This is a genomic window from Microbacterium awajiense (assembly GCF_039536545.1).
Classification (GTDB): domain Bacteria; phylum Actinomycetota; class Actinomycetes; order Actinomycetales; family Microbacteriaceae; genus Microbacterium; species Microbacterium awajiense.
On sequence record NZ_BAAAYU010000005.1, the window covers coordinates 1,643,873 to 1,663,400 of the forward strand.

The 19,528-nt window shown below is 68.6% G+C and carries 16 protein-coding genes and 3 tRNA genes; 15 read left to right on the forward strand and 4 right to left on the reverse strand.

Annotated elements, in window-relative coordinates; translation table 11 throughout:
• Positions 1–85: 85 nt before the first annotated feature.
• Positions 86–574 carry a YajQ family cyclic di-GMP-binding protein gene (locus ABD663_RS14300; protein WP_344739685.1) on the reverse strand — a complete coding sequence of 163 codons (489 nt, stop codon included), beginning with the start codon at positions 572–574 and terminating at the stop codon, positions 86–88.
• 202 nt (positions 575–776) lie between these two features.
• On the opposite strand from ABD663_RS14300, the gene ABD663_RS14305 reads away from it, so the two are divergent.
• From ABD663_RS14305 to ABD663_RS14345, 9 genes are all read left to right on the forward strand, one after another.
• Positions 777–2,027: a sugar ABC transporter substrate-binding protein gene (locus tag ABD663_RS14305; RefSeq protein WP_344739687.1), complete on the forward strand. Its 1,251-nt coding sequence runs from the start codon at positions 777–779 to the stop codon at positions 2,025–2,027.
• An 84-nt stretch (positions 2,028–2,111) separates the two neighbouring features.
• A complete protein-coding gene (locus ABD663_RS14310; protein ID WP_344739689.1) occupies positions 2,112–3,743 on the forward strand; it encodes an ABC transporter permease subunit in 1,632 nt (543 codons plus the stop codon).
• A 1-nt stretch (position 3,744) separates the two neighbouring features.
• Positions 3,745–4,731: a sugar ABC transporter permease gene (locus ABD663_RS14315; protein ID WP_344739691.1), complete on the forward strand. Its 987-nt coding sequence runs from the start codon at positions 3,745–3,747 to the stop codon at positions 4,729–4,731.
• A 4-nt stretch (positions 4,732–4,735) separates the two neighbouring features.
• Positions 4,736–6,226, forward strand: coding sequence for an alpha-amylase (locus ABD663_RS14320; protein ID WP_344739693.1), 1,491 nt, complete (start codon positions 4,736–4,738; stop codon positions 6,224–6,226).
• 130 nt (positions 6,227–6,356) lie between these two features.
• The gene (locus tag ABD663_RS14325) at positions 6,357–8,330 is read left to right on the forward strand and encodes a glycoside hydrolase family 13 protein (protein ID WP_344739695.1); all 1,974 of its coding nucleotides are present in this window, start codon (positions 6,357–6,359) and stop codon (positions 8,328–8,330) included.
• Positions 8,327–9,121, forward strand: a complete 795-nt coding sequence (locus ABD663_RS14330; protein WP_344739697.1) for a hypothetical protein — start codon at positions 8,327–8,329, stop codon at positions 9,119–9,121. The genes ABD663_RS14325 and ABD663_RS14330 overlap by 4 nt, the downstream gene beginning before the upstream one ends.
• Positions 9,122–9,182: 61 nt before the next feature.
• Positions 9,183–10,097, forward strand: a complete 915-nt coding sequence (locus tag ABD663_RS14335; protein WP_344739699.1) for a bile acid:sodium symporter family protein — start codon at positions 9,183–9,185, stop codon at positions 10,095–10,097.
• A 56-nt stretch (positions 10,098–10,153) separates the two neighbouring features.
• Positions 10,154–10,651, forward strand: coding sequence for an FBP domain-containing protein (locus ABD663_RS14340; RefSeq protein ID WP_344739701.1), 498 nt, complete (start codon positions 10,154–10,156; stop codon positions 10,649–10,651).
• A complete protein-coding gene (locus tag ABD663_RS14345) occupies positions 10,652–11,563 on the forward strand; it encodes a PfkB family carbohydrate kinase (RefSeq protein WP_344739703.1) in 912 nt (303 codons plus the stop codon).
• An 87-nt stretch (positions 11,564–11,650) separates the two neighbouring features.
• On the opposite strand, the gene ABD663_RS14350 is transcribed toward ABD663_RS14345, so the two are convergent.
• Positions 11,651–12,196: a hypothetical protein gene (locus tag ABD663_RS14350; RefSeq protein WP_344739705.1), complete on the reverse strand. Its 546-nt coding sequence runs from the start codon at positions 12,194–12,196 to the stop codon at positions 11,651–11,653.
• Between the two features lie 442 nt (positions 12,197–12,638).
• Between ABD663_RS14350 and ABD663_RS14355 the strand changes: the two genes are divergently transcribed.
• A complete protein-coding gene (locus tag ABD663_RS14355; protein ID WP_425561802.1) occupies positions 12,639–13,796 on the forward strand; it encodes an IS481 family transposase in 1,158 nt (385 codons plus the stop codon).
• A gap of 118 nt (positions 13,797–13,914) precedes the next feature.
• Here the strand turns inward: ABD663_RS14355 and ABD663_RS14360 are convergent.
• A tRNA-Tyr gene (locus tag ABD663_RS14360) sits at positions 13,915–13,996 on the reverse strand.
• Positions 13,997–14,130: 134 nt separating this feature from the next.
• Between ABD663_RS14360 and ABD663_RS14365 the strand changes: the two genes are divergently transcribed.
• Positions 14,131–15,159, forward strand: coding sequence for a hypothetical protein (locus ABD663_RS14365; protein ID WP_344739707.1), 1,029 nt, complete (start codon positions 14,131–14,133; stop codon positions 15,157–15,159).
• Between the two features lie 9 nt (positions 15,160–15,168).
• Here ABD663_RS14365 and ABD663_RS14370 read toward each other — a convergent pair whose 3' ends face one another.
• A complete protein-coding gene (locus ABD663_RS14370; RefSeq protein ID WP_344739710.1) occupies positions 15,169–16,749 on the reverse strand; it encodes a phytoene desaturase family protein in 1,581 nt (526 codons plus the stop codon).
• Between the two features lie 47 nt (positions 16,750–16,796).
• Between ABD663_RS14370 and ABD663_RS14375 the strand changes: the two genes are divergently transcribed.
• From ABD663_RS14375 to ABD663_RS14390, 4 genes are all read left to right on the forward strand, one after another.
• Positions 16,797–17,597, forward strand: a complete 801-nt coding sequence (locus tag ABD663_RS14375) for an inositol monophosphatase family protein (RefSeq protein ID WP_344739712.1) — start codon at positions 16,797–16,799, stop codon at positions 17,595–17,597.
• Positions 17,598–17,782: 185 nt separating this feature from the next.
• Entirely contained in the window at positions 17,783–19,117 is a 1,335-nt protein-coding gene (locus ABD663_RS14380) for a M23 family metallopeptidase (protein WP_344739714.1), read from the forward strand.
• 63 nt (positions 19,118–19,180) lie between these two features.
• Positions 19,181–19,252, forward strand: a tRNA-Thr gene (locus ABD663_RS14385).
• A 35-nt stretch (positions 19,253–19,287) separates the two neighbouring features.
• A tRNA-Met gene (locus ABD663_RS14390) sits at positions 19,288–19,361 on the forward strand.
• The last annotated feature ends 167 nt before the right edge of the window (positions 19,362–19,528 follow it).

The following is a 19,528-nucleotide window of genomic DNA, read 5'->3' on the forward strand; positions in this document are numbered from 1 at the left end:
ACGCACGGTGAACGAGGGTTGGCCGTCGGGCGCACGGTCGAGTGCCCAACGGCCGAACAGTTCCGCCGCGAGGGCGGAGGATGGTCTACCGGTAGTTGACGAACTGCAGGTCGACGTCGAGGTCGGCCGCCTTGAGCAGACGGATGACCTCCTGAAGGTCGTCGCGGCTCTTGGACTGCACGCGCATCTCGTCGCCCTGGATCTGCGACTTCACCGACTTGGGGCCCTCATCGCGGATGATCTTGCCGATCTTCTTCGCGTTCTCCTGCGAAATGCCGTCTTTGAGGCTCGATGCGATGCGGAACTCCTTGCCGCTGGCGACGGGGTCGCCCGACTCGAGGCTCTTGAGCGAGATGCCGCGCTTGATGAGCTTGGACTGGAAGACGTCGAGCACGGCCTTCGCCCGTTCCTCGGAGTTCGCGACGATGAGGATCTGCTCGCCGCTCCAGGCGATCGATGCTCCGGTGCCCTTGAAGTCGTAGCGCTGCTCGACCTCCTTGCGGGCCTGGTTCAACGCGTTGTCGGCCTCCTGGTGGTCGACCTTGCTGACGATGTCGAAAGAGGAATCAGCCATGCCGGGAGTCTAGCCTCGCACCGCACTGCTCCCGGATGTCCGTGAAGGTCACAGCGAGATATCGAACGCCGTTCCCGGTTGCCAGATCGTGGGGGTTGTGTGCAGAATGTAAGCGCTTGCATTCGCGAGCCGCACGTAATGGCCTCGACGGCGCCGCCGCTCGAGTGCCGATCATCCAGCACCCAGAGAGGCACACACACCAATGAAGGTGAACAAGAGGAGCGTCGTCGCCCTCGGCGCGATCGCCGCCGTTTCATCCCTGACCCTCGTCGGCTGCGCCGGCGGCAGCAGCAGCGACTCGGGCGGCGAGACCACCGCCCCCGAGATGTCCGGTTCGATCACGGTCTGGGTCGACGCCGACCGCGCCGGCGTCCTCGAGGACGCCGCAGCGGAATTCACCGAGGAGACCGGCGTCGAGGTCGAGCTCGTCCAGAAGGAGTTCGGCGAGATCCGCGACCAGTTCGTCCAGCAGGTTCCGACCGGTGAGGGCCCTGATATCGCGGTGGGCGCGCACGACTGGCTCGGCGTCCTCGTGACCAACGGTGTCGTCGCCCCGGTCGAGCTCGGCGACAAGTCGGCCGACTTCCAGCAGGTCGCGATCGACGCGTGGGCGTACGACGGCCAGACCTACGCCGTTCCGTACGCGATCGAGAACATCGCCATCCTGCGCAACGCCGACCTCGTGCCCGACGCCGCCACCGACTACGACGACATGATCGCCAAGGGTCAGGCCGCCGGCACCGAGTACGCGTTCCTCGTGGGTCTCGATCCCGAGGCCGCCGACCCGTACCACCTGTACCCGTTCCAGACGTCGTTCGGTGCCCCCGTCTTCGGCACCAACCCGGACGGCAGCTACAACGCCGAGGACCTCGAGATCGGCAACGAGGGCGGCCAGGAGTTCGCGACGTGGCTCGCCGCTCAGGGTGCTGCGGGCATCTTCAACACGAACATCACCGGCGACCTCGCCCGTGAGAACTTCGTGGCCGGCGAGGCGCCCTTCTTCATCACCGGTCCGTGGAACGTCCCCGCCGCCGAGGAAGCGGGCATCAACCTCGCCGTCGACCCGATCCCCTCGGCCGGTGGCCAGGACGCGCAGCCGTTCGCCGGTGTGCAGGGCTTCTTCCTGAGCTCCGAGAGCGAGAACCGCCTCGCCGCCAACGAGTTCCTCGTGAACTACATCGGCAGCGAAGACGTGCAGATGGCGCTGTTCGAGGTCGGCGGACGCACTCCGGCGCTGACCGCGGCGTACGATGCCGCTGTCGCCAGCAGCCCGATCACCGCCGGCTTCGGCGAGGTCGGCGCCAACGCGGTTCCCATGCCCTCCATCCCCGAGATGGGTTCGGTCTGGCAGTTCTGGGGCGTGACCGAGGCCGCCATCATCAACGGCACCGGCGGCGACCCGGTCGAGCTGTGGAACAAGATGGCCGCCGACGTCCAGACGGCGATCGAGTAACACTCCGATCAGTCGGCGGGGCGGCATCCACACGGATGTCGCCCCGCCCTCCACCGCCGTAGGATCCGAACGGGAAGAGCGACGATGACGACGCCGACGACAACGCGGGAGCGCGCAGCGAACTCCGCCGAAGACCGCAAGCGCGCTTCGCGCTCCAAGCGCGCGATGCAGCTGGCCGAGGCGGCGAGCGGCGGCTGGAAGATCCTGCTGCTCAAGGTCGTCGCATTGGGCATCATCGACGCCCTCGCCGTCTACTCGATCCTGGTGCTCATCCAATCCGAGCAGTGGGTGCCCGCCCTCGTCGTTCTCGCCGTCACCGGATACGCGAACTGGATCTACTTCACCCGCGGGCATCTGCCGGCGAAGTACCTGATCCCCGGCCTCATCTTCCTCTTCGTCTTCCAGATCTTCGCGGCCGCCTACACCGGCTACATCGCCTTCACCAACTACGGCACGGGCCACAATTCGGACAAGGACAGCGCGGTCAGCTCGCTGCTCCTGTCGGCACAGGAGCGCGTGCCCGACTCGCCCGCGTACCAGCTCACCGTCGTCGAGCAGCTCGGCGAGTTCTCGTTCCTGGTCACCGATCCCGACGGCGACGTCGAGCTCGGCGGCGAGGAGCGTCCTCTCCAGCCGGTCGACAACGCCGAAATGGACGGCGGAAAGGCCGTCGGCGTCCCCGGCTACAACTCCCTCGACTTCGCGGGAATCGTCGCCAACCAGCAGGTGATCGCCGACATGGCGGTGCCTCTGAGCGACGACCCCAACGACGGCTCGCTGCGCACCCCCGACGGGTCGAGCGCGTACGTGTACCTGTCCAAGCTCGTGTACGACGAGCAGGCCGACACCATGACCGACACGCGCACCGGGATCGTCTACGCCGACATCGGCACGGGTGCGTTCACCGCCGAGGACGGTTCGGAGCTGCTGCCGGGATGGCAGATCTGGGTCGGCTTCGACAACTTCGTGCGGGCCTTCACCGAACAGTCGATCCGCGCTCCCTTCTTCGGCGTGCTGATCTGGACCTTCGTCTTCGCGTTCCTGTCGGTGGCGACGACGTTCGTCATGGGCCTGTTCCTGGCGATCGTGTTCAACGATCCGCGCATGAAGTCCAAGAAGTACTACCGGGTCATCATGATCCTCCCGTACGCGTTCCCCGGCTTCCTCTCGGCGCTCGTGTGGGCGGGCATGATGAACCAGGAGTTCGGCTTCATCAACGTCGTCCTTCTCGGCGGCGCCGACATCCCCTGGCTGACGAACGAATGGCTGGCGAAGTTCAGCATCATCTTCGTGAACCTCTGGCTGGGCTTCCCGTACATGTTCCTCATCTGCACGGGCGCGCTCCAGGCGATCCCCGAGGATCTGCAGGAAGCAGCCCGGGTCGACGGCGCGAGCGCGTGGCAGGTGTTCCGCAACATCAAGCTGCCGCTGCTGTTCGTCGCGGTCGCCCCGCTGCTGATCGCTTCGTTCGCCTACAACTTCAACAACTTCAGCCTGATCTACATGCTCACCGGTGGCGGGCCGCGCGACGCCAGCGCCTCGGTGAACGTCGGCGCCACCGACATCCTCATCACCCTCGTCTACAAGGTCGCCTTCGTCGGCTCCACCGCCGATTACGGTCTGGCCAGCGCGTTCTCGATCATCATCTTCATCCTCGTCGGCACGATCTCGGTGATCGCGTTCCGACGGACCAAGGCACTCGAGGAGCTGAACTGACATGAGCAACCTCCGACCGGGCGCCCCCGCCGCACGCGATCTGCTCGACCGCGTCGCCGACGACGATGACGCCCTGCACACCCCCACCGGACATGACGGCGCAGGCGTCCGCGGTGAGGTGGCGCTGCCCCGCCGTCCTTTCAAGCGATACTTCCGCGAGACCGGCTGGCGACACCTGGTCGGTATCGCGGTCGCGATCTTCGCGATCTTCCCGCTCCTGTACGTCTTGTCGGCTTCGCTGAACCCGGGCGGAACGCTGCTGACGGCGAACTCGCTCTTCTCGAACCTCAGCATCGAGAGCTATGTGGAGCTGTTCACGACTCCGCGCCATCCGTACGGCGCGTGGTTCGTGAACACACTCGTCATCGGCCTGATCACCGCCGCAGGCACCGTGTTCCTCGGCGCGCTGGCGGCCTACTCGTTCTCACGCATGCGGTTCACCGGCCGCCGGTTCGGGCTGACGTCCCTGCTGGTCGTGCAGATGTTCCCGCAGATGCTCGCGATGGTCGCGATCTTCCTGCTCATGGTGCAGATCGGCGACATCTTCCCCGCGCTGGGACTGAACACCCAGGTCGGCCTGATCATGGTCTACCTGGGCGGTGCGCTCGGCGTGAACACGTACCTCATGTACGGGTTCTTCAACACGGTTCCCTCATCGATCGACGAAGCCGCCAAGATCGACGGAGCAGGCCACGCGCGGATCTTCTTCACGATCATCCTGCGCCTTGTCGCGCCGATCCTGGCCGTCGTCGGTCTGCTGTCGTTCATCGGCACCTCGAGCGAGTTCGTGCTGGCGAGCGTCATCCTCATCGACCCCGAGAAGCAGACGCTCGCCGTCGGCCTCTACAAGTTCATCTCCGACCAGTTCTCGCAGAACTGGAGCGTGTTCGCCGCCGGAGCCGTGCTCGCCGCGATCCTGCCCGTCGCGCTGTTCCTCGCTCTCCAGCGCTACATCGTGGGCGGGCTGACCGCGGGGAGCGTGAAGTAGCGGGATGCCGCACAACGTCCGCGCGGTCGTCCGCGCAGCCGTCGGCGCGCTCGCCGCGTGCCTGGTCGTGGGTGGGCTGGTCGCGTGCTCCCCGACGGTCGAATCGGTCGAGGTCGAGCCGGCTCCGCCGGACGTCGGCATCCAGCTCTTCCAGTTGCCCTGGACCGCGATCGCCGACGAGTGCGAGACGACGCTCGGACCGAACGGGTTCGCGTGGGTGCTCACGTCGCCGCCGAACGAGCACATCGTGCGCGACGAGTGGTGGGCGTCGTATCAGCCCGTGAGCCACGCGATCGACTCGCGCCTGGGCAGCCGCGAAGAGTTCGCCGACATGGTCGAGCGCTGCGACGGGGCCGGCGTGGCGGTGATCGCCGACGCGGTCGTCAACCACATGACGGGCCAGGACACCCCCGGAACCGGCTGGGCGGGATCGGCGTACGAGCACTACGAGTACCCCGGTCTGTACACCGACGCCGACTTCCACCACTGCGGCCTCACGGCCGACGACGACATCCAGGATTACACCTCGCGTGAGCAGGTCCAGACCTGCGAGCTGGTGAACCTCGCCGACCTCGACACGGCGAGCCCCTCCGTCCAGGCGACGATCACCGCCTATCTCGAAGACCTGCTGGCCCTGGGCGTCGCGGGCTTCCGCATCGACGCCGCCAAGCACATGGCGGCCGACGACGTGGCGGCCATCGTCGCGCCGCTGCCGGCCGGCACACGCATCATGAGCGAGGTCATTCGCGGCGGCGGTGAGCCGATCACCCCCGAGGAGTACGTCGGCTTCGGCGAGGTGTTCGAGTTCACATACGCCCGCGATCTCACCCCACCGCTGCAGAACGGCGTGTTCAACGATCCCGAACTCGACGGCGACCGGCCACTGCACGTTCCCTCGGACTCGGCGCTCGTGTTCGTCGACAACCACGACACCGAGCGGGGAGAGGCCAGGGTCACCTACCGGGACGCTGCGATGTACATCATCGCGAACGCGCTCATGCTGGCGGACGACTACGGCACGCCCGTCGTCTATTCGGGCTACGCGTTCAGCGACCGCGACGCCGGCGCCCCCACCGACTCCGACGGCCGCGTGACGCCGGTCTCGTGCGCGCTCGAGACCGACGTGCCCGCCGACGACTACGACGACGGTGCGCGCACATGCGTGCAGACGTGGCCGGCGGTCGCCGGAATGCTCGAGTTCCGCGCCTTCGCGGGCGACGCTCCACGGCTCGAGGGTGTCGATGCGGGCGACGCCTACGGCTTCGAGCGCGAGGGCCGCGGCGTGGTGGCCGTCAACGTGGGCTCCGAGACGCAGCGCATCGAGATCCCGACGAGCCTGCCGTCGGGGAAGTACTGCGATGTCGTCAGCGGCGGCCGTGACGCGGTCGTCGACGACGGATGCCGCGGCGAGACGTACACCGTCTCGGACGGCACCGTGCGTATCGATCTCGCACCTCAGACGGCCGTCGCGATCCACATCGGCGGCCGCCTCTGACTCTGTCGTCGCCGCGTGCCACGATGGATCGACAACCGAACAACAATCCGAGGGCTCTGTCATGGCGTGCGCCGTGCAACCACGTCGCATCCCGGGCGGCGACGCCGCCTGCAGTTCGAAAGGCATCCCGATGACGAATCTCCTGCCCCATCACGACGGCTCGCCGATCCATGTGTCCGATCTCGAGCCCTCCCTCGGCGACACCGTGACGCTGCGCCTTCGCGTCCCGGTCGGCTACGGGCCGTTGGCGGCCGTGCGCGTGCGCTCCAATCCGGACCACGAGCCCGCTTGGTCGACGGCGACGCCGGCAGGTGTCGCGGACGGATGGCAGTGGTGGGATGCGCCGCTGCGAATCGCGAACCCGCGTCAGGGCTACCGTTGGGTTCTCCAGCACGAGGACGGCCGCGTCGAGTGGCTCAATCAGGCGGGCATCCACTCGCTCGAGACCCTCGACACCGAAGACTTCGCGGTGATCGCCCACCCGGCACCGCCGCGCTGGATGTACGACGCGGTGATGTATCAGATCTTCCCCGACCGCTTCGCACGGTCGCAGGCGGCCGACGAGCGCGAGCTGCCCGACTGGGCGATCCCGGCGGAATGGGACGACCCGGTCGACCCGGTCCTCCCGGGCCGCTCGCAGCAGTTCTACGGCGGCGACCTCGACGGCATCGTCGATCGACTCGACCACCTCGCCGACCTCGGCATCGACCTCATCTACCTGACGCCGTTCTTCCCCGCCGCGTCGAACCATCGCTACGACTCGTCGAGCTTCGACCGCGTCGATCCGCTGCTGGGCGGAGACGAGGCGCTCGTGCGACTGGTCGAGGCCGCCCACGCGCGCGGCATCCGCGTCATCGGCGACCTGACGAGCAACCACTCGGGAGACCGACACGAATGGTTCCAGGCGGCCGTGGGCCATCCCGACGCGCCCGAGTCGGACTACTACTACTTCGTCGACGACGAGAACCTGCGCTACGAGGCCTGGCTCGGGACACCGTCGCTGCCGAAGTTCAACTGGTCGTCGCAGGCGCTGCGCGATCGCTTCATCGAGGGCCCCGACTCGGTCGTCGCGAAGTGGCTCGACGCGCCGTACCGCCTCGACGGGTGGCGGATCGACGTCGCCAACATGACCGGGCGACTCGGCGCGATCGACGTGAACGCCGACGTGAGGCGGGTGCTGCGGCGCACGATGATCGAAGTCAACCCCGACACGGTGCTGCTCGCCGAGGTCGCGAACGACCCCAGCGCCGATCTGCAGGGCGACGGCTGGCACGGTGCGATGACGTATCCGCCGTTCACGCGCCCGCTGTGGGCGTGGCTCGGCGAGGCGCGCGGTGCGGCCTACACCACCGCCGAGGGTGACGTCCGCCACGACCCCTGGTTCTTCGGCCAGCCCATCGGCGGCATCCCGCGCTACACCGCGCGCGACCTGGTCGCGGCGATGACCCGCTTCACCTCGAATCTGCCGTGGCGCGTGCGCCTGGGCAACATGCAGGCGCTGGACTCGCACGACACCGGGAGATTCGCCAGCGTCGCCCGCCCGGGCACGATTCCGATCGCCGTCGGACTGTCGATGACGCTGCCCGGGATGCCGGTCGTCTTCGCCGGAGACGAGTTCGGCGACACCGGGGTCGACGGCGAGATGAGCCGCGTGCCCATGCCGTGGGGGAGCGACGAGCGCGATCCCGCCGTCGCCGAGCGGCTGGAGGTGTATCGCGACCTGATCGGGTTGCGGCGCGCCCATCCGGCTCTCGCGCGGGGCGGGCTCAGGTGGGTGCACGTCGACGACGCGTCACTGGCGTTCGTGCGCGAGGGCGAGACCGAGACCGTCCTCGTCGTCGCCTCGACCGGCGACCTCGACGTCGAACTGCCGGCCGCGGCGCTCCCGGGTGCGCATCGAGCCGAGACGCTGTACGGCCAGGCCACCCTCGGCGTCGCCGACGACGGGGCGGTGCTGCTGTCTGCTGAGGGCCCCGTCTTCGCCGCGTGGCGGCTGCCGGCCCCCGCTGCGCCCGACCTCGCGCCCGACGGCCCCGATCAGTCGTGGAGCGGCATCGCGGATGCCCGCTGGCGCACCACGGCCGAAGAAGCCGAGCGATCGTGAGCGGCGCCTCGCGGTCCGACCGGTTCGCGCAGCGCAGCGACGCCCTCGCCCGTGCCGTGCGCGCGACCGACGGCCTGGTCGGCTTGGCGTTGCTCGGCTCTGCCGCCGAAGCGGGGTCCGTGCGACGCGACGAGTGGTCGGACCACGATTTCTTCGCCATCACCGCGCGCGGCGCCGGGGCGCGGCTGCGTCCCGACCTCACCTGGCTTCCCGAGCAGGACCGGCTCGTCCTCACCGCGCGCGAGGGCGAGATCGGCTTCGTCGCGGTCTACGACGATGGACACGTCTTCGAGTTCGCCCTCTCGGATGCCTCGGAGCTGGCGGACGCGGTCGCCGGCGAGGCATCCGTCGTCGTCGACGACGAGAGCGGAACCACCGCGCAGCTCATCGAGCAGGCGCAGGCGCGCGCCGCGGCATCCGATCGGTTCGATCCGGCCAACGACGCGCGGCTCGTGCTCGTGAAGCTGCTCATCGGCGTCGGTCGCTCGCGCCGAGGTGAACGGCTCAACGGCAACGGCTTCGTCCGACAGTGGGCGCCTCAGCACCTCGTGCGCGCCATCCGCGGCCGGTTCGCCGGCTCGTCGACGACGCAGCGCGACACGATCGACCCGATGCGTCGGTTCGAGCGCGACTTCCCGCAGTGGGGCGGCCGACTTGCGGATCTGCTCGACCGACCGCTCGAAGAGTCGGCGCGCGGCCAATTCCTGCTGCTGCGCGAGGTGCTCGAACCCGGCTGGGCGGACTTCCCCGTGATGGCCGCCGACGTCGTCGCGCGCCGTCTCGGCTGGTGATGCCTGCTCGCCTGTGGACAACGGGTGACACGGCGTAGCGGAATCCGGCACACTGAGTTCCATGTCAGCGTTGACGACCATCGGACTTCCCGTGGCCCTCGGAATCATCATGTTCGGTCTGGGCCTGAGCCTCACCCTCGGCGACTTCGCCCGGGTTCTGAAGCAGCCGAAGGCGGTGATCGTCGCTCTGCTGTGTCAGCTCGTGCTGCTTCCCGCCGTCTGCTTCGGGCTCGTGCTCGCCTTCCAGCTTCCGCCGATCCTCGCGGTCGGCATGATGATGCTCGCCGCGTCTCCCGGTGGGACGACGGCCAATCTGTACAGCCATCTGTTCCGCGGCGATGTCGCCTTGAACATCTCGCTCACCGCCGTGAACTCGGTCATCGCGGTGGTCACCCTGCCGCTGATCACCAACCTCGCGATCCTCTACTTCAACCCCTTCGACGACCAGCTCGGCCTGCAGTGGTCGAAGACGCTCGAGGTGTTCGCGATCGTGCTGCTGCCGGTGGCGCTCGGGATGCTCGTGCGCCGCTTCTGGCCCGCCTTCGCGAAGGCGATGGACAAGCCGGTGCGCATCGCATCGGTCATCATCCTCGTCGTCGTCATCGGTGGCGCCGTCGCGTCGAACTGGACGCTGCTCGTTGAGAACTTCGCGGCGCTGGCGCTCATCACGATCGTGTTCTGCCTCATCAGCCTCGGTGTCGGCTATACCGTTCCGCGTCTGCTGCGCGTGGGCAGGCGCCAGGCGATCGCCTCGTCGTTCGAGATCGGCATCCACAACGCCACCCTCGCGATCGTGATCGCGCAGACGGTGCTCGGCTCGGTCGAGCTCAGTCTGCCGGCCGCCGTCTACGGCGTGCTGATGTTCTTCATCGCGTTCGGTTTCGGGTTCCTGATCCGCGAACGCACGGATGCCGCGGACGGCTCGGCGGGTGGCGGCGCCGATGAGACGGATGCCGCGGAGGCCGCATCCCGCTGAGCGAACCCGGTGCCGTTCGGGCGTGCGCTTCGTAGACTGGGCGCACAGGAGGTGCCATGCGCCCACTGACCGAAACCGACGTGCGGTCGTCGTTCGTCAATGCTCCGGCGGACGAGGTGCGGATGGTCGCGTTGCCGACCGACTTCCCGCTCGCCGACTGGGACCACCTCGACTTCTATGCCTGGCGCGATCCGCGCGCCCGCGGGCGCGGCTATGTGATCGCCGAGATCGACGGTGCCGTGCGCGGCGTCGTGCTGCGGCGTGCCGACGGCAGCTCGCGGGCGCGATCGGCGATGTGCAACCTCTGCCACACGATGCAGCCCGCCGATCAGGTGTCGTTGTTCACGGCGCGCAAGGCGGGAACGGCGGGGAAGCACGGAGACAGCGTCGGCACGTACATCTGCGCCGACCTGTCGTGTCACGAGAACGTGCGGCTCGCACTGCCGCTGGCCCCGAATGAGATGCGCGCGAGCGTGGATCTGCGCATCGACGGCACGCGCCGGCGCGCCGAGGCGTTCGTGGAGCGGATCCTGGAGACCGCCGAGGAGGACTGAATGGGCGACAGAGTGGTCGTCGTCGGTGACGCGCTCATCGATGAGCTGCGCGACGACAACGGAGTGCGTGAGTTCGTCGGGGGTGCGGCCCTCAACGTCGCGGTCGGGCTGCAGCGGCTCGGCGTCGCTGCGACGCTCATCGCGATGGTCGGCGACGACGAAGCAGGTGAGCACATCCGCAGATACCTCGCCGATCACGGTGTCGAACTGCTCGCGACGCCGTCGTCGCGCGGCTCGTCGCGAGCGGTGAGTACGCGGTCGGGCGCAGGCGAGCCGACCTACGAGTTCAACGACGCAGCGTGGAACCGCGGCATCCGCTTCGGCGATGCCGAACGGGCGGCGATGACCGATGCCGCGATGGTCGCGGTCAGCTGCTACCCGTTCGACGACGACCGCCAGACCGAGGAGCTCGCCGACGCCCTCGGCGGCACGCGTGTCGCGATCGACCCGAATCCGCGCACCGGGATGCTGCACGACCGCGCTCGGTTCGTGGCGGGCTTCGAGAAGCTTGTGTCGGGCGCCGCGCTCGTGAAGGTGGGTGACGACGACGCGCGGTTGCTGTACGACGCCGACCTCGACGTCCTCCGCGCTCGCCTGATCGATCTCGGCGCCGAGGCGGTGCTCGCCACGGCAGGCTCGTCGGGCGCGACGCTGGAGGCCGACCGCCACGAGGTGACCCGACCGATCTCGTCGCTGCCGGGCCGCGTGATCGACACCATGGGAGCGGGCGACGCCGCGTTCGCAACCGTGATCGCCGCGATGGCGGCCGATCCGCCCGCCGACGCGGACGCCTGGGAGGCCGTGCTCACGCGCTCGATGGACGTGGCTGCGGCGACGTGTCGGTTCGAAGGGGCTCTGCTGCGTCAGCCTTCGGCGCTCGCGTCACTGGATCTCGACGCCATCGGCACCTGACCGGCGCGAGGGGGCGAAGGCGCCCCGGTCGCGGTGAGGATGAGGGCCCTGTCGCGGCGACCGGTCGGCGCCCGGTTCCGCTCAGACTCAGACCGTCGGGGGCGATGTCGGGCACGAGTCGGCGGGTGTGAAGGTGACCTCCGCGCTGGAGTTCTTGCACAGCACCGGCGGGCTCGTCGCCACGAGCAGATCCATCGTGATCAACGCCGCGAAGGTCACGCGGTTGGCGGGAGGATTGGCGTTCATCACGATCCGCAGCGGGATCGCCTGACCCGGCTGGAGGGTGTGGGAGCGGAACCATGGGAACGGAGTCGTGTACGCACCGCTTCCGTCGTCCGTGTAGGCGGTGAGTTCGTACAGCGCTCCGCTGCCCTGGAATCCCACCGTTCTCGGCTCGGCCACCACCGTCTCGCCCGATGTGTTGACCAGCCGGACGAAGTACTCGTAGTTCTGCGTTCCGTCGCCGACCGGCTGGGGGAAGCATCCCGCCGAGAAGTCGTCGAAGTACACGGTGTCGCAGGAAGCGGCGACGATGCTGGCGGCGGCGATGGGCACGGTCGCCGCCACAACGATGACGGGTACGGACCAGGCGGCGCCCCGGACGACGGTGCGGCGCGAAACGGCGGTGCTCATCGGCTTTCTCCAGGGGTAGGTGGGTGACCTCGACGATCGGGGTGGGGACGATGACGACGCTACCAGCACTTCGCACCGTGTTAATAGTTAACGTGTTGGATGAGGCGGAGACTGCTCGATCGCCTGCTCAGCTTCCGCAGACCGACGACCATCACCCCCACCCGGACCTCCTGGCGGAACACAGAGAAGGAGCCCGGCCGATGGCCGGGCTCCTTCTCTTGATTGTCTTCTCTGTCGCGACTCAGATGTGTTCTCTGTCGCGACTCATCACATCGGTGGCGAGTGAGGTGTCTGGGTTCACGACATCGTTGACACCTGATCGCGGGGTTGTTCGTTGTGATCGTTGACGGCTGAGTCGGGGCATCGTTGACGTTGCCGGTGTGGTGATCGTTGGCCGGTGAGTCGCGACATCGACGACGCCGGAGAACTCAACGATGCGGGTGTGAAGCCGAAGAATCTCGTCATCGTCCGCGCCGTCCGTGAGCAGGGGCTCAGCCACGCTGAAGCCGCTGTCCGGTTCGGTGTCACCCGCCAATGGGTGCACGCCCTTGTCACCCGCTACGACGCTGAGGGACCCGACGGGGTTGCGCCGCGCTCTCGCGCGCCGCGGACCCGTCCGGGAGCGACACCCGCTGTCATCCGCGACCGGATCATCGCGTTGCGGGTGGAGCTAACCGGCAACGGGGCAGACGCGGGACCGGCCACGATCGCATGGCATCTCGAGCAGGAAGGCCACCCGGCGCCGTCGACCTCCACGATCCGCCGGATTCTGCACACCGCAGCCCTGGTAACCCCGGCACCCCACAAACGCCCCCGCAGCTCCTACATCCGGTTCGAAGCGGACCTGCCCAACGAGTGCTGGCAAGCCGACATCACCCACTGGTACCTGTCCACGGGTGTGAGGGTGGAGATCCTCGACTTCCTCGACGACCACTCCCGCTACCTGCTCGCCATCCGCGCCGGCACCGCGTTCACCGGCCCGAACGTCGTCGAAACGATGACCGACCTGATCACCGGCTACGGCCCGCCGATGTCGACCCTCACCGACAACGGCCTGGTCTTCACCACACGGCTCGCCAGGTTCAAAGGAGCCCGTGGCGGATTCGAGAAGCTGCTCGCCGTACACGGCATCACCCAGAAGAACGGCCGCCCCGGGCACCCGCAGACCCAGGGGAAGATCGAACGCTTCCACCAGACCCTCAAACGCTGGCTCACCGCCCGCCCGCTGCCCGACACCCTCACCGACCTGCAGACCCTGCTCACCGAGTTCCAGAGCTGGTACAACACCGCCCGCCCGCACCGCTCCCTCGGACGCAGAACACCCGAACAGGCCTACACGGCACTGCCGAAAGCATCCCCGACCGGCCCGACCCGATCAGAATGGCGCTCCCGCACCGATCGGGTCGACCAGCACGGCAAAGTCACCGTCCGCTACGCCGGCAAACTCCGCCACCTCGGCATCGGCAAAGCACACACCGGCACCCCCGTGCTCCTACTCATCCACGACCGAGACGTCTCCGTCAGCAACGCGAACACCGGCGAGATCATCGCCGAACACACCATCGACCCCGCCCGCGACTACCAGCCCAAGCGGCGATGACCCGCCCCGTCAACGATGTCGCGACTCACCAGCCATCCGTCAACGTCAAGACCCCGAACCCACGAAAAGTCCTGAGCCGCGCCTCGCTCGTAAACGATGACGCGACTCAGGACATCGGTGGCGAGTGAGGGATTCGAACCCCCGAAGGCTACGCCGGCTGATTTACAGTCAGATCCCTTTGGCCGCTTGGGTAACTCGCCGAGTGCGCACCCGCCCGGCTTTCGCAGTCGACCGGAGGCGCGATCCACCATCTTACTCTGCGATGGAGGGTGGCTGAAATCGCCGTGCATGTCAGGATGGCAGAGCGGGATCGACCGCACGAGAAGGGATCGCCATGACCTCAGATCCGAGCATCGCACCCGAGCGCGACGCCTCACCGTCCTCGTTGGTCCGCGCGGCGATCTGGGTGGCGATCGGTGCCCTCATCGCCGCGGCGATCGTGTGCGTCATCTGGGTGCTCATCGGCTCGCAGAACGGGATCGTCGGCCGCGCGTTCCTCACCATTCTGCTGCTCGCGGCGTTCGCCGGCGTCGCGATCCTCGACGCACACCTCGCTCCCCGGCGCCCCGCGTGGTTCGCGCTGGCGAGCATGGCGAGCTGGGTCGTGGCGCTGCTGGTCGGCGCGGTGCTCATCTGGCTGCCGAGCGACGACAGCTGGTTCGGCTACCCGCGGTTCCTCGCCTTCCTGCTCGTCGTGCTGATCCTCCAGCTCGCCCTGCTGCACGTGCGGCTCTACTCGAAGGCATTCCAGCGCTACGTGACCGGCTTCACGCAGGCCGTCTTCATCGTGACCGTCTCGCTCGTGGTCGCACTCGTCGCGCTGCTCGTCGTGCCGCTCGTTCTCGCAGAGTTCGTCGACTTCGCCGACATCTACTGGCGCATCGTGGTGGCCGTGACGATCCTGGCGGCGGTGGGCACGGCCCTCATCCCGCTGGTGAATGCGCTGTTCGCGCCGAAGAAGGTGCGGCCCGCGCCCCCCGTCGGCCCTCCGGTGCACGCCGGCGCTCCTGCTCCCGGGTCCGAGGCTCGCGCGCTCGCCGCGCCACCGTCTGCGCCCACCGCTCCGGATCCCGGTGAGCCCCTCCCGTGGCCCACCTTCACCGACGGCGTCACTCCGCTGCCGATGATGCCCGATGGCAATCCCGACTGGGGCGCCTACTACACCGGATACCCCTCGGAGGGCGCGTACGTCTACGCGCTCCCTCCGGGCAGTCCGGCAGCCCAGCAGGCCGCTGCTTCCGCCGCGACCGCACCCGCCGAGCCGCCGGCGCCTCCGGCATCCATCGAGCCGCCGGTGCCTCCCGCGTCGACGCCGGGCTACGAGGGCTACCCGCCGCCTCCGCCGCTGCCGCCGCGGTCCTGACGGAAGTCGTCAGCCGTTCAGCATCTCCAACGCCGCCATCGCGGCGTTGTGGCCGCCGAGCCCACTGACGGCCCCGCCGCGTCGGGCTCCCGAGCCGCACAGCAGGACGGTGGGATGCCGCGTCGCCACGCCCCAGCGTTCGGCCGGCGTCTCGAGCGGCTCGTCGGCGCCTGCCCACGGCCAGGAGAGCGTGCCGTGGAAGATGTCGCCGCCGATCATGCCGAGTGAGGCCTCGAGGTCGGCGGTCGTGCGCGCCTCGATGCACGGTGTGCCGTCCGCGGCCTCGTACACGCAGTCGGCGATGGGCTCCGCCAGCACCGAGTCGAGCGAGCGCTGCGCGGCCGCGAGCAGCTCGTCCCGCGCTGTCGCCCGTTCGCGGTCGGCGACGAGGCGGTGCGGCACTTGCAGGCCGAAGAGGGTGAGGGTCTGCGCCCCCTCCTCGCGCAGCTGGGCGCCGAGGATCGACGGGTCGGTCAGCGAATGACAATAGATCTCGGCCGGAAGCGGCGAGGGGATGCCCGTCTCGGCCGCGGCCACGTAGGCGGCATCCAGCTGCGTCATCGTCTCGTTGATATGGAAGGTGCCCGCGAACGCCGCGTCGGGTGCGACCGCCGCATCGTGCAGGCGCGGCAGCCGTCGCAGCAGCATGTTCACCTTGACCTGAGCGCCCTCGGGCGGCTCGGCGGCATCGTCGTCGTGCGCTCCGCCCGCACGCAGCAGGCGTCGCAGCACGGCAGGACCGACACCAGACAGCACGATCTGCCCGCACAGCGCCTCGCCGCCGGCCAGACGCACCTCGCCGTCAGGGGTGACCGCTTCGACCTCGGCAGACGTCCGTACCTCGGCGCCCGCCTCGCGGGCGGCGCGCTCGAGTTCGCCGGTGACGCGCCCCATGCCGCCGACGGGCACGTCCCAGTCGCCGGTGCCGCCGCCGACGACGTGGTAGAGGAAGCAGCGATTCTGCCGCAGAGACGGGTCGTCGGCGTACGAGTAGGTTCCGATGAGCCCGTCGGTGAGCGCGATCCCTCGCGCGATGTCGGTCGTCAGTGCGCTGCGCAGCAGGTCGCCCAGTGGCCCCACGGCGACGTCGTGCCACAGGTCATCGTCGCCCAGCGCAAGCCGGAGCGACTCCTCGCGCACGAGCGGTTCGGTCATCGTGGGGAACAGCGCGCGGGCCAGCGGTGCCAGGCGCTCGCCGAATCGTGCGTAGCGGTCGGCCTCGTCTCGGTCGCCGGTCGTCCGCTCGAATGAGGCAGCGGTGGCAGCGGCATCCGCTGTGTCGACGAGGATGCCGCGTGCCGGATCAGTGGGGTCGGGCGTGTACGACGAGTACCGCCGCCGCCGCAGCGCGATGCGCAGACCGAGATCGTCGATGATGCTGCGGGGCAGGAGGCTCACCAGGTAGGAGTAGCGCGACAGTCGCGCCTCGACGCCTGCCCACGGCGTCTCCGAGACGGCGGCGCCGCCGACATGGTCGAGTCGCTCGAGCACGACGACGGATCGTCCGGCACGGGCGAGGTATGCGGCCGCGACGAGGGCGTTGTGGCCGCCGCCGACGATCACGACATCGTGGGTGCAGGGTTCGCTCACCCCCTCACGCTAGTCCGGGATGCCGCCACCGCCGATACGGTTCTTGTATGGGTCTGGCACAGGATCTCGAGGCCATCGCCGTCGACATCGCGCGTGAGGCGGGCGAGCGGGCGCGGATGCGACGCGCGGAGGGGGTGCGGATCGCCGCGACGAAGTCGGCGCTCGCCGACATCGTGACCGAGGCGGATCGCGAGGTCGAGGACCTCATCCGTGCGCGTCTGGCCGCTGAGCGACCCGACGACGGCTTCCTGGGCGAGGAGTCGGGGGCCGAGCGCGGCGACAGCGACATCACGTGGGTCGTCGACCCGATCGACGGCACCGTCAACTACGCGTACGGCATCCCGGTCTACGGCGTGAGCATCGCGGCGGTCGCCGGTGAGCCGGAACCGACCCGATGGGAGGCTCTGGCGGGCGCGGTGTTCCACCCGTCTACCGGTGACATGTTCCGTGCGGCGAGAGACGAGGGCGCATGGCTGGGCGAGCATCGGCTCGCCGTGAATGCCGAGCCCTCCGACGCCGGTGCGCTGGTGGCGACCGGTTTCGGATACGACCCGACGACCCACGCGGGCGACCTCGCCGCGGTCGAACGGATGCTGCCCTTGGCGCGGGACCTGCGTCGCGCCGGCGCGGCATCCCTCGACCTCGCCTACGTCGCCGCGGGTCGCCTCGACGGCTACTTCGAGCGCGGACTGCAACCGTGGGACCATGCGGCCGGATGCCTGCTGGTGACCGAGGCAGGAGGGCTCGTCGGCGGCTGGCACAGCAGGGATGCCGCGGGTCGCGCGCTGACGGTGGCCGCGGGACCGGCGCTGTTCCCTCGGCTGCTGCGCGCCGTCGACCTCGGCTGAGCGCCCCGGCATCCCCGGCGCGGATGCGGGATTCGACACAGGCGTGTTCGTACATGGCATTCTCAGGCGTCCCGGGGTAGTGTTTACCCGATCGTTACCTTTGTCGCCCGAACGGCAGGGGTGATCAGAAGCCCGAACGTCCGATCGTTGCCCCCCAGCGACCCGACCGCGAGATTCCGTTACGCGTGCACTCAGAAGTCCCACAGGCTGAGCCCGCCCCGACCCGCCGCTCCAGCCGCACCGCTCCGACGCCTGTCCAGGCGACCCCGGAGACGGCGCCACTGTCTCGCGCCGAGTTGAGGCGCCGCAACGCGGCCGCGGCTTCGCAGATCCCGGTCGAGCAGCCCCCGGTCGTCTGGGACCACCGTGAGGATGCTGGCGTCGACCAGGCGACCGACATGGTCGAGCCCGCCGCTCCCGTCGTCGCACCCCAGGTCGAACCCGCCGGGGACGTCGCCGAGCCGACCATCGAGGTCGTGCGAGCCGAGCCGCTGACACGTCGACGCGTGCGACAGGAGCGGGCGGCGACACGCGTCGAGCCCGTCCAGGTTCCCGTCGAGCCGTTCGCGCTTGTCGAGCCCGAGATCGAGACCGCGGTCCCGCAGTCGGTGGAGAGCCGGTTCGAGACCGCGGCGATGCCGCAGGTCGACGAATTCGCCGAGGCCGCACGCCTGTTCTCGTTCACGGGTGAGACGCCGGTGCTCGACTCGTCCGAGGCGCGGCCCGATTCATCGGGAGAAGGCGCCGACGATGTGCCGTCGCCGAGCGAGCCGGCGCCGCCTCGCCGCACCGGCGGGGCCCTCGTGAAGCAGCTCGTCGCCGCATCCTTCTCGATCGGCGTGATCGGTGTGGTCGGCCTGCTGACCGTCGGTCTGACCACACCCGCCGCTGCCGTCGCGGCGAACCGCGGTGACCAGGCGACGACCGTGTCGCTCGCGGCGGATGCGGAGACGATCGACGAGGACGAGATCCAGGCCTTCGTGACCTCGTCCGACACCGAGACGGAAGAGATCACGCGTGAGGAGAATTACTCCACGGCCACGATGATCGACCGCGCGGCGGCAGCCAGCATCAGCAACCCCTCGAGCTCGGTGTTCACGAACAACCCGAGCTGCGACATCCAGTGGCCGTTCGAGGTGGGTGTGCCGATGAGCTATGGATTCGGCATGCGCTCGGGCAAGATGCACGAGGGCATCGACTTCACGCCCGGCAGCGGCGCGCACATCCAGGCGATCGCCGACGGTGTCGTGCGGGTGTCGACCGAGTACGGCGCCACCTATGGTGTGACCATGATCATCGACCACATGGTCGACGGCCAGCTCGTCTCGAGCCGCTACGCCCACATGCAGTACGGATCGCGTCAGTTCGAGGTCGGCGACCACGTATCGGTCGGAGACTTCATCGGGCTGACCGGCAACACGGGCCTCTCGTACGGCGCTCACACGCACTTCGAGGTCCTCATGAACGGCACCACGGCCATCGACCCGCTGCCGTGGTTGAGGACTCACGCGGTCTGCTGACCGATGACAGGGGGATGCCGCGGCTCTGGTATTCTCTTCTAGTTGCCCGGAGGCGGGCGGCACGCCCCGATAGCTCAGTGGCAGAGCACTTCCATGGTAAGGAAGGGGTCGTCAGTTCAATCCTGACTCGGGGCTCGCAGCATTCCGTTCCGAAGAACCGGAATGCACGCGGCAGGGTAGCTCAGTTGGTGAGAGCGCACGACTCATAATCGTGAGGTCGCGGGTTCAAGCCCCGCTCCTGCTACAGATTGAAACCCCCGGATTTCCGGGGGTTTTGTCGTGTCGGGTGCGTCATCACCACCGTGGCGGCGACTCGACCCCACCCGCGCGCTGGGTCGACGGGCAGATCATCTTCGTCAACGGCGGACTGGCGTAGCGTGCGAAAACACACCTGTAACCTGTTCGCACGAT

Coding starts and splice junctions, on each gene's coding strand:
- ABD663_RS14320 (WP_344739693.1), top strand. CDS start 4,736: ATGCCGCACAACGTCCGCGCGGTCGTCCGCGCAGCCGTCGGCGCGCTC.
- ABD663_RS14365 (WP_344739707.1), top strand. CDS start 14,131: ATGACCTCAGATCCGAGCATCGCACCCGAGCGCGACGCCTCACCGTCC.
- ABD663_RS14310 (WP_344739689.1), top strand. CDS start 2,112: ATGACGACGCCGACGACAACGCGGGAGCGCGCAGCGAACTCCGCCGAA.
- ABD663_RS14315 (WP_344739691.1), top strand. CDS start 3,745: ATGAGCAACCTCCGACCGGGCGCCCCCGCCGCACGCGATCTGCTCGAC.
- ABD663_RS14325 (WP_344739695.1), top strand. CDS start 6,357: ATGACGAATCTCCTGCCCCATCACGACGGCTCGCCGATCCATGTGTCC.
- ABD663_RS14375 (WP_344739712.1), top strand. CDS start 16,797: ATGGGTCTGGCACAGGATCTCGAGGCCATCGCCGTCGACATCGCGCGT.
- ABD663_RS14350 (WP_344739705.1), bottom strand. CDS start 12,196: ATGAGCACCGCCGTTTCGCGCCGCACCGTCGTCCGGGGCGCCGCCTGG.
- ABD663_RS14340 (WP_344739701.1), top strand. CDS start 10,154: ATGCGCCCACTGACCGAAACCGACGTGCGGTCGTCGTTCGTCAATGCT.
- ABD663_RS14335 (WP_344739699.1), top strand. CDS start 9,183: ATGTCAGCGTTGACGACCATCGGACTTCCCGTGGCCCTCGGAATCATC.
- ABD663_RS14300 (WP_344739685.1), bottom strand. CDS start 574: ATGGCTGATTCCTCTTTCGACATCGTCAGCAAGGTCGACCACCAGGAG.
- ABD663_RS14345 (WP_344739703.1), top strand. CDS start 10,652: ATGGGCGACAGAGTGGTCGTCGTCGGTGACGCGCTCATCGATGAGCTG.
- ABD663_RS14305 (WP_344739687.1), top strand. CDS start 777: ATGAAGGTGAACAAGAGGAGCGTCGTCGCCCTCGGCGCGATCGCCGCC.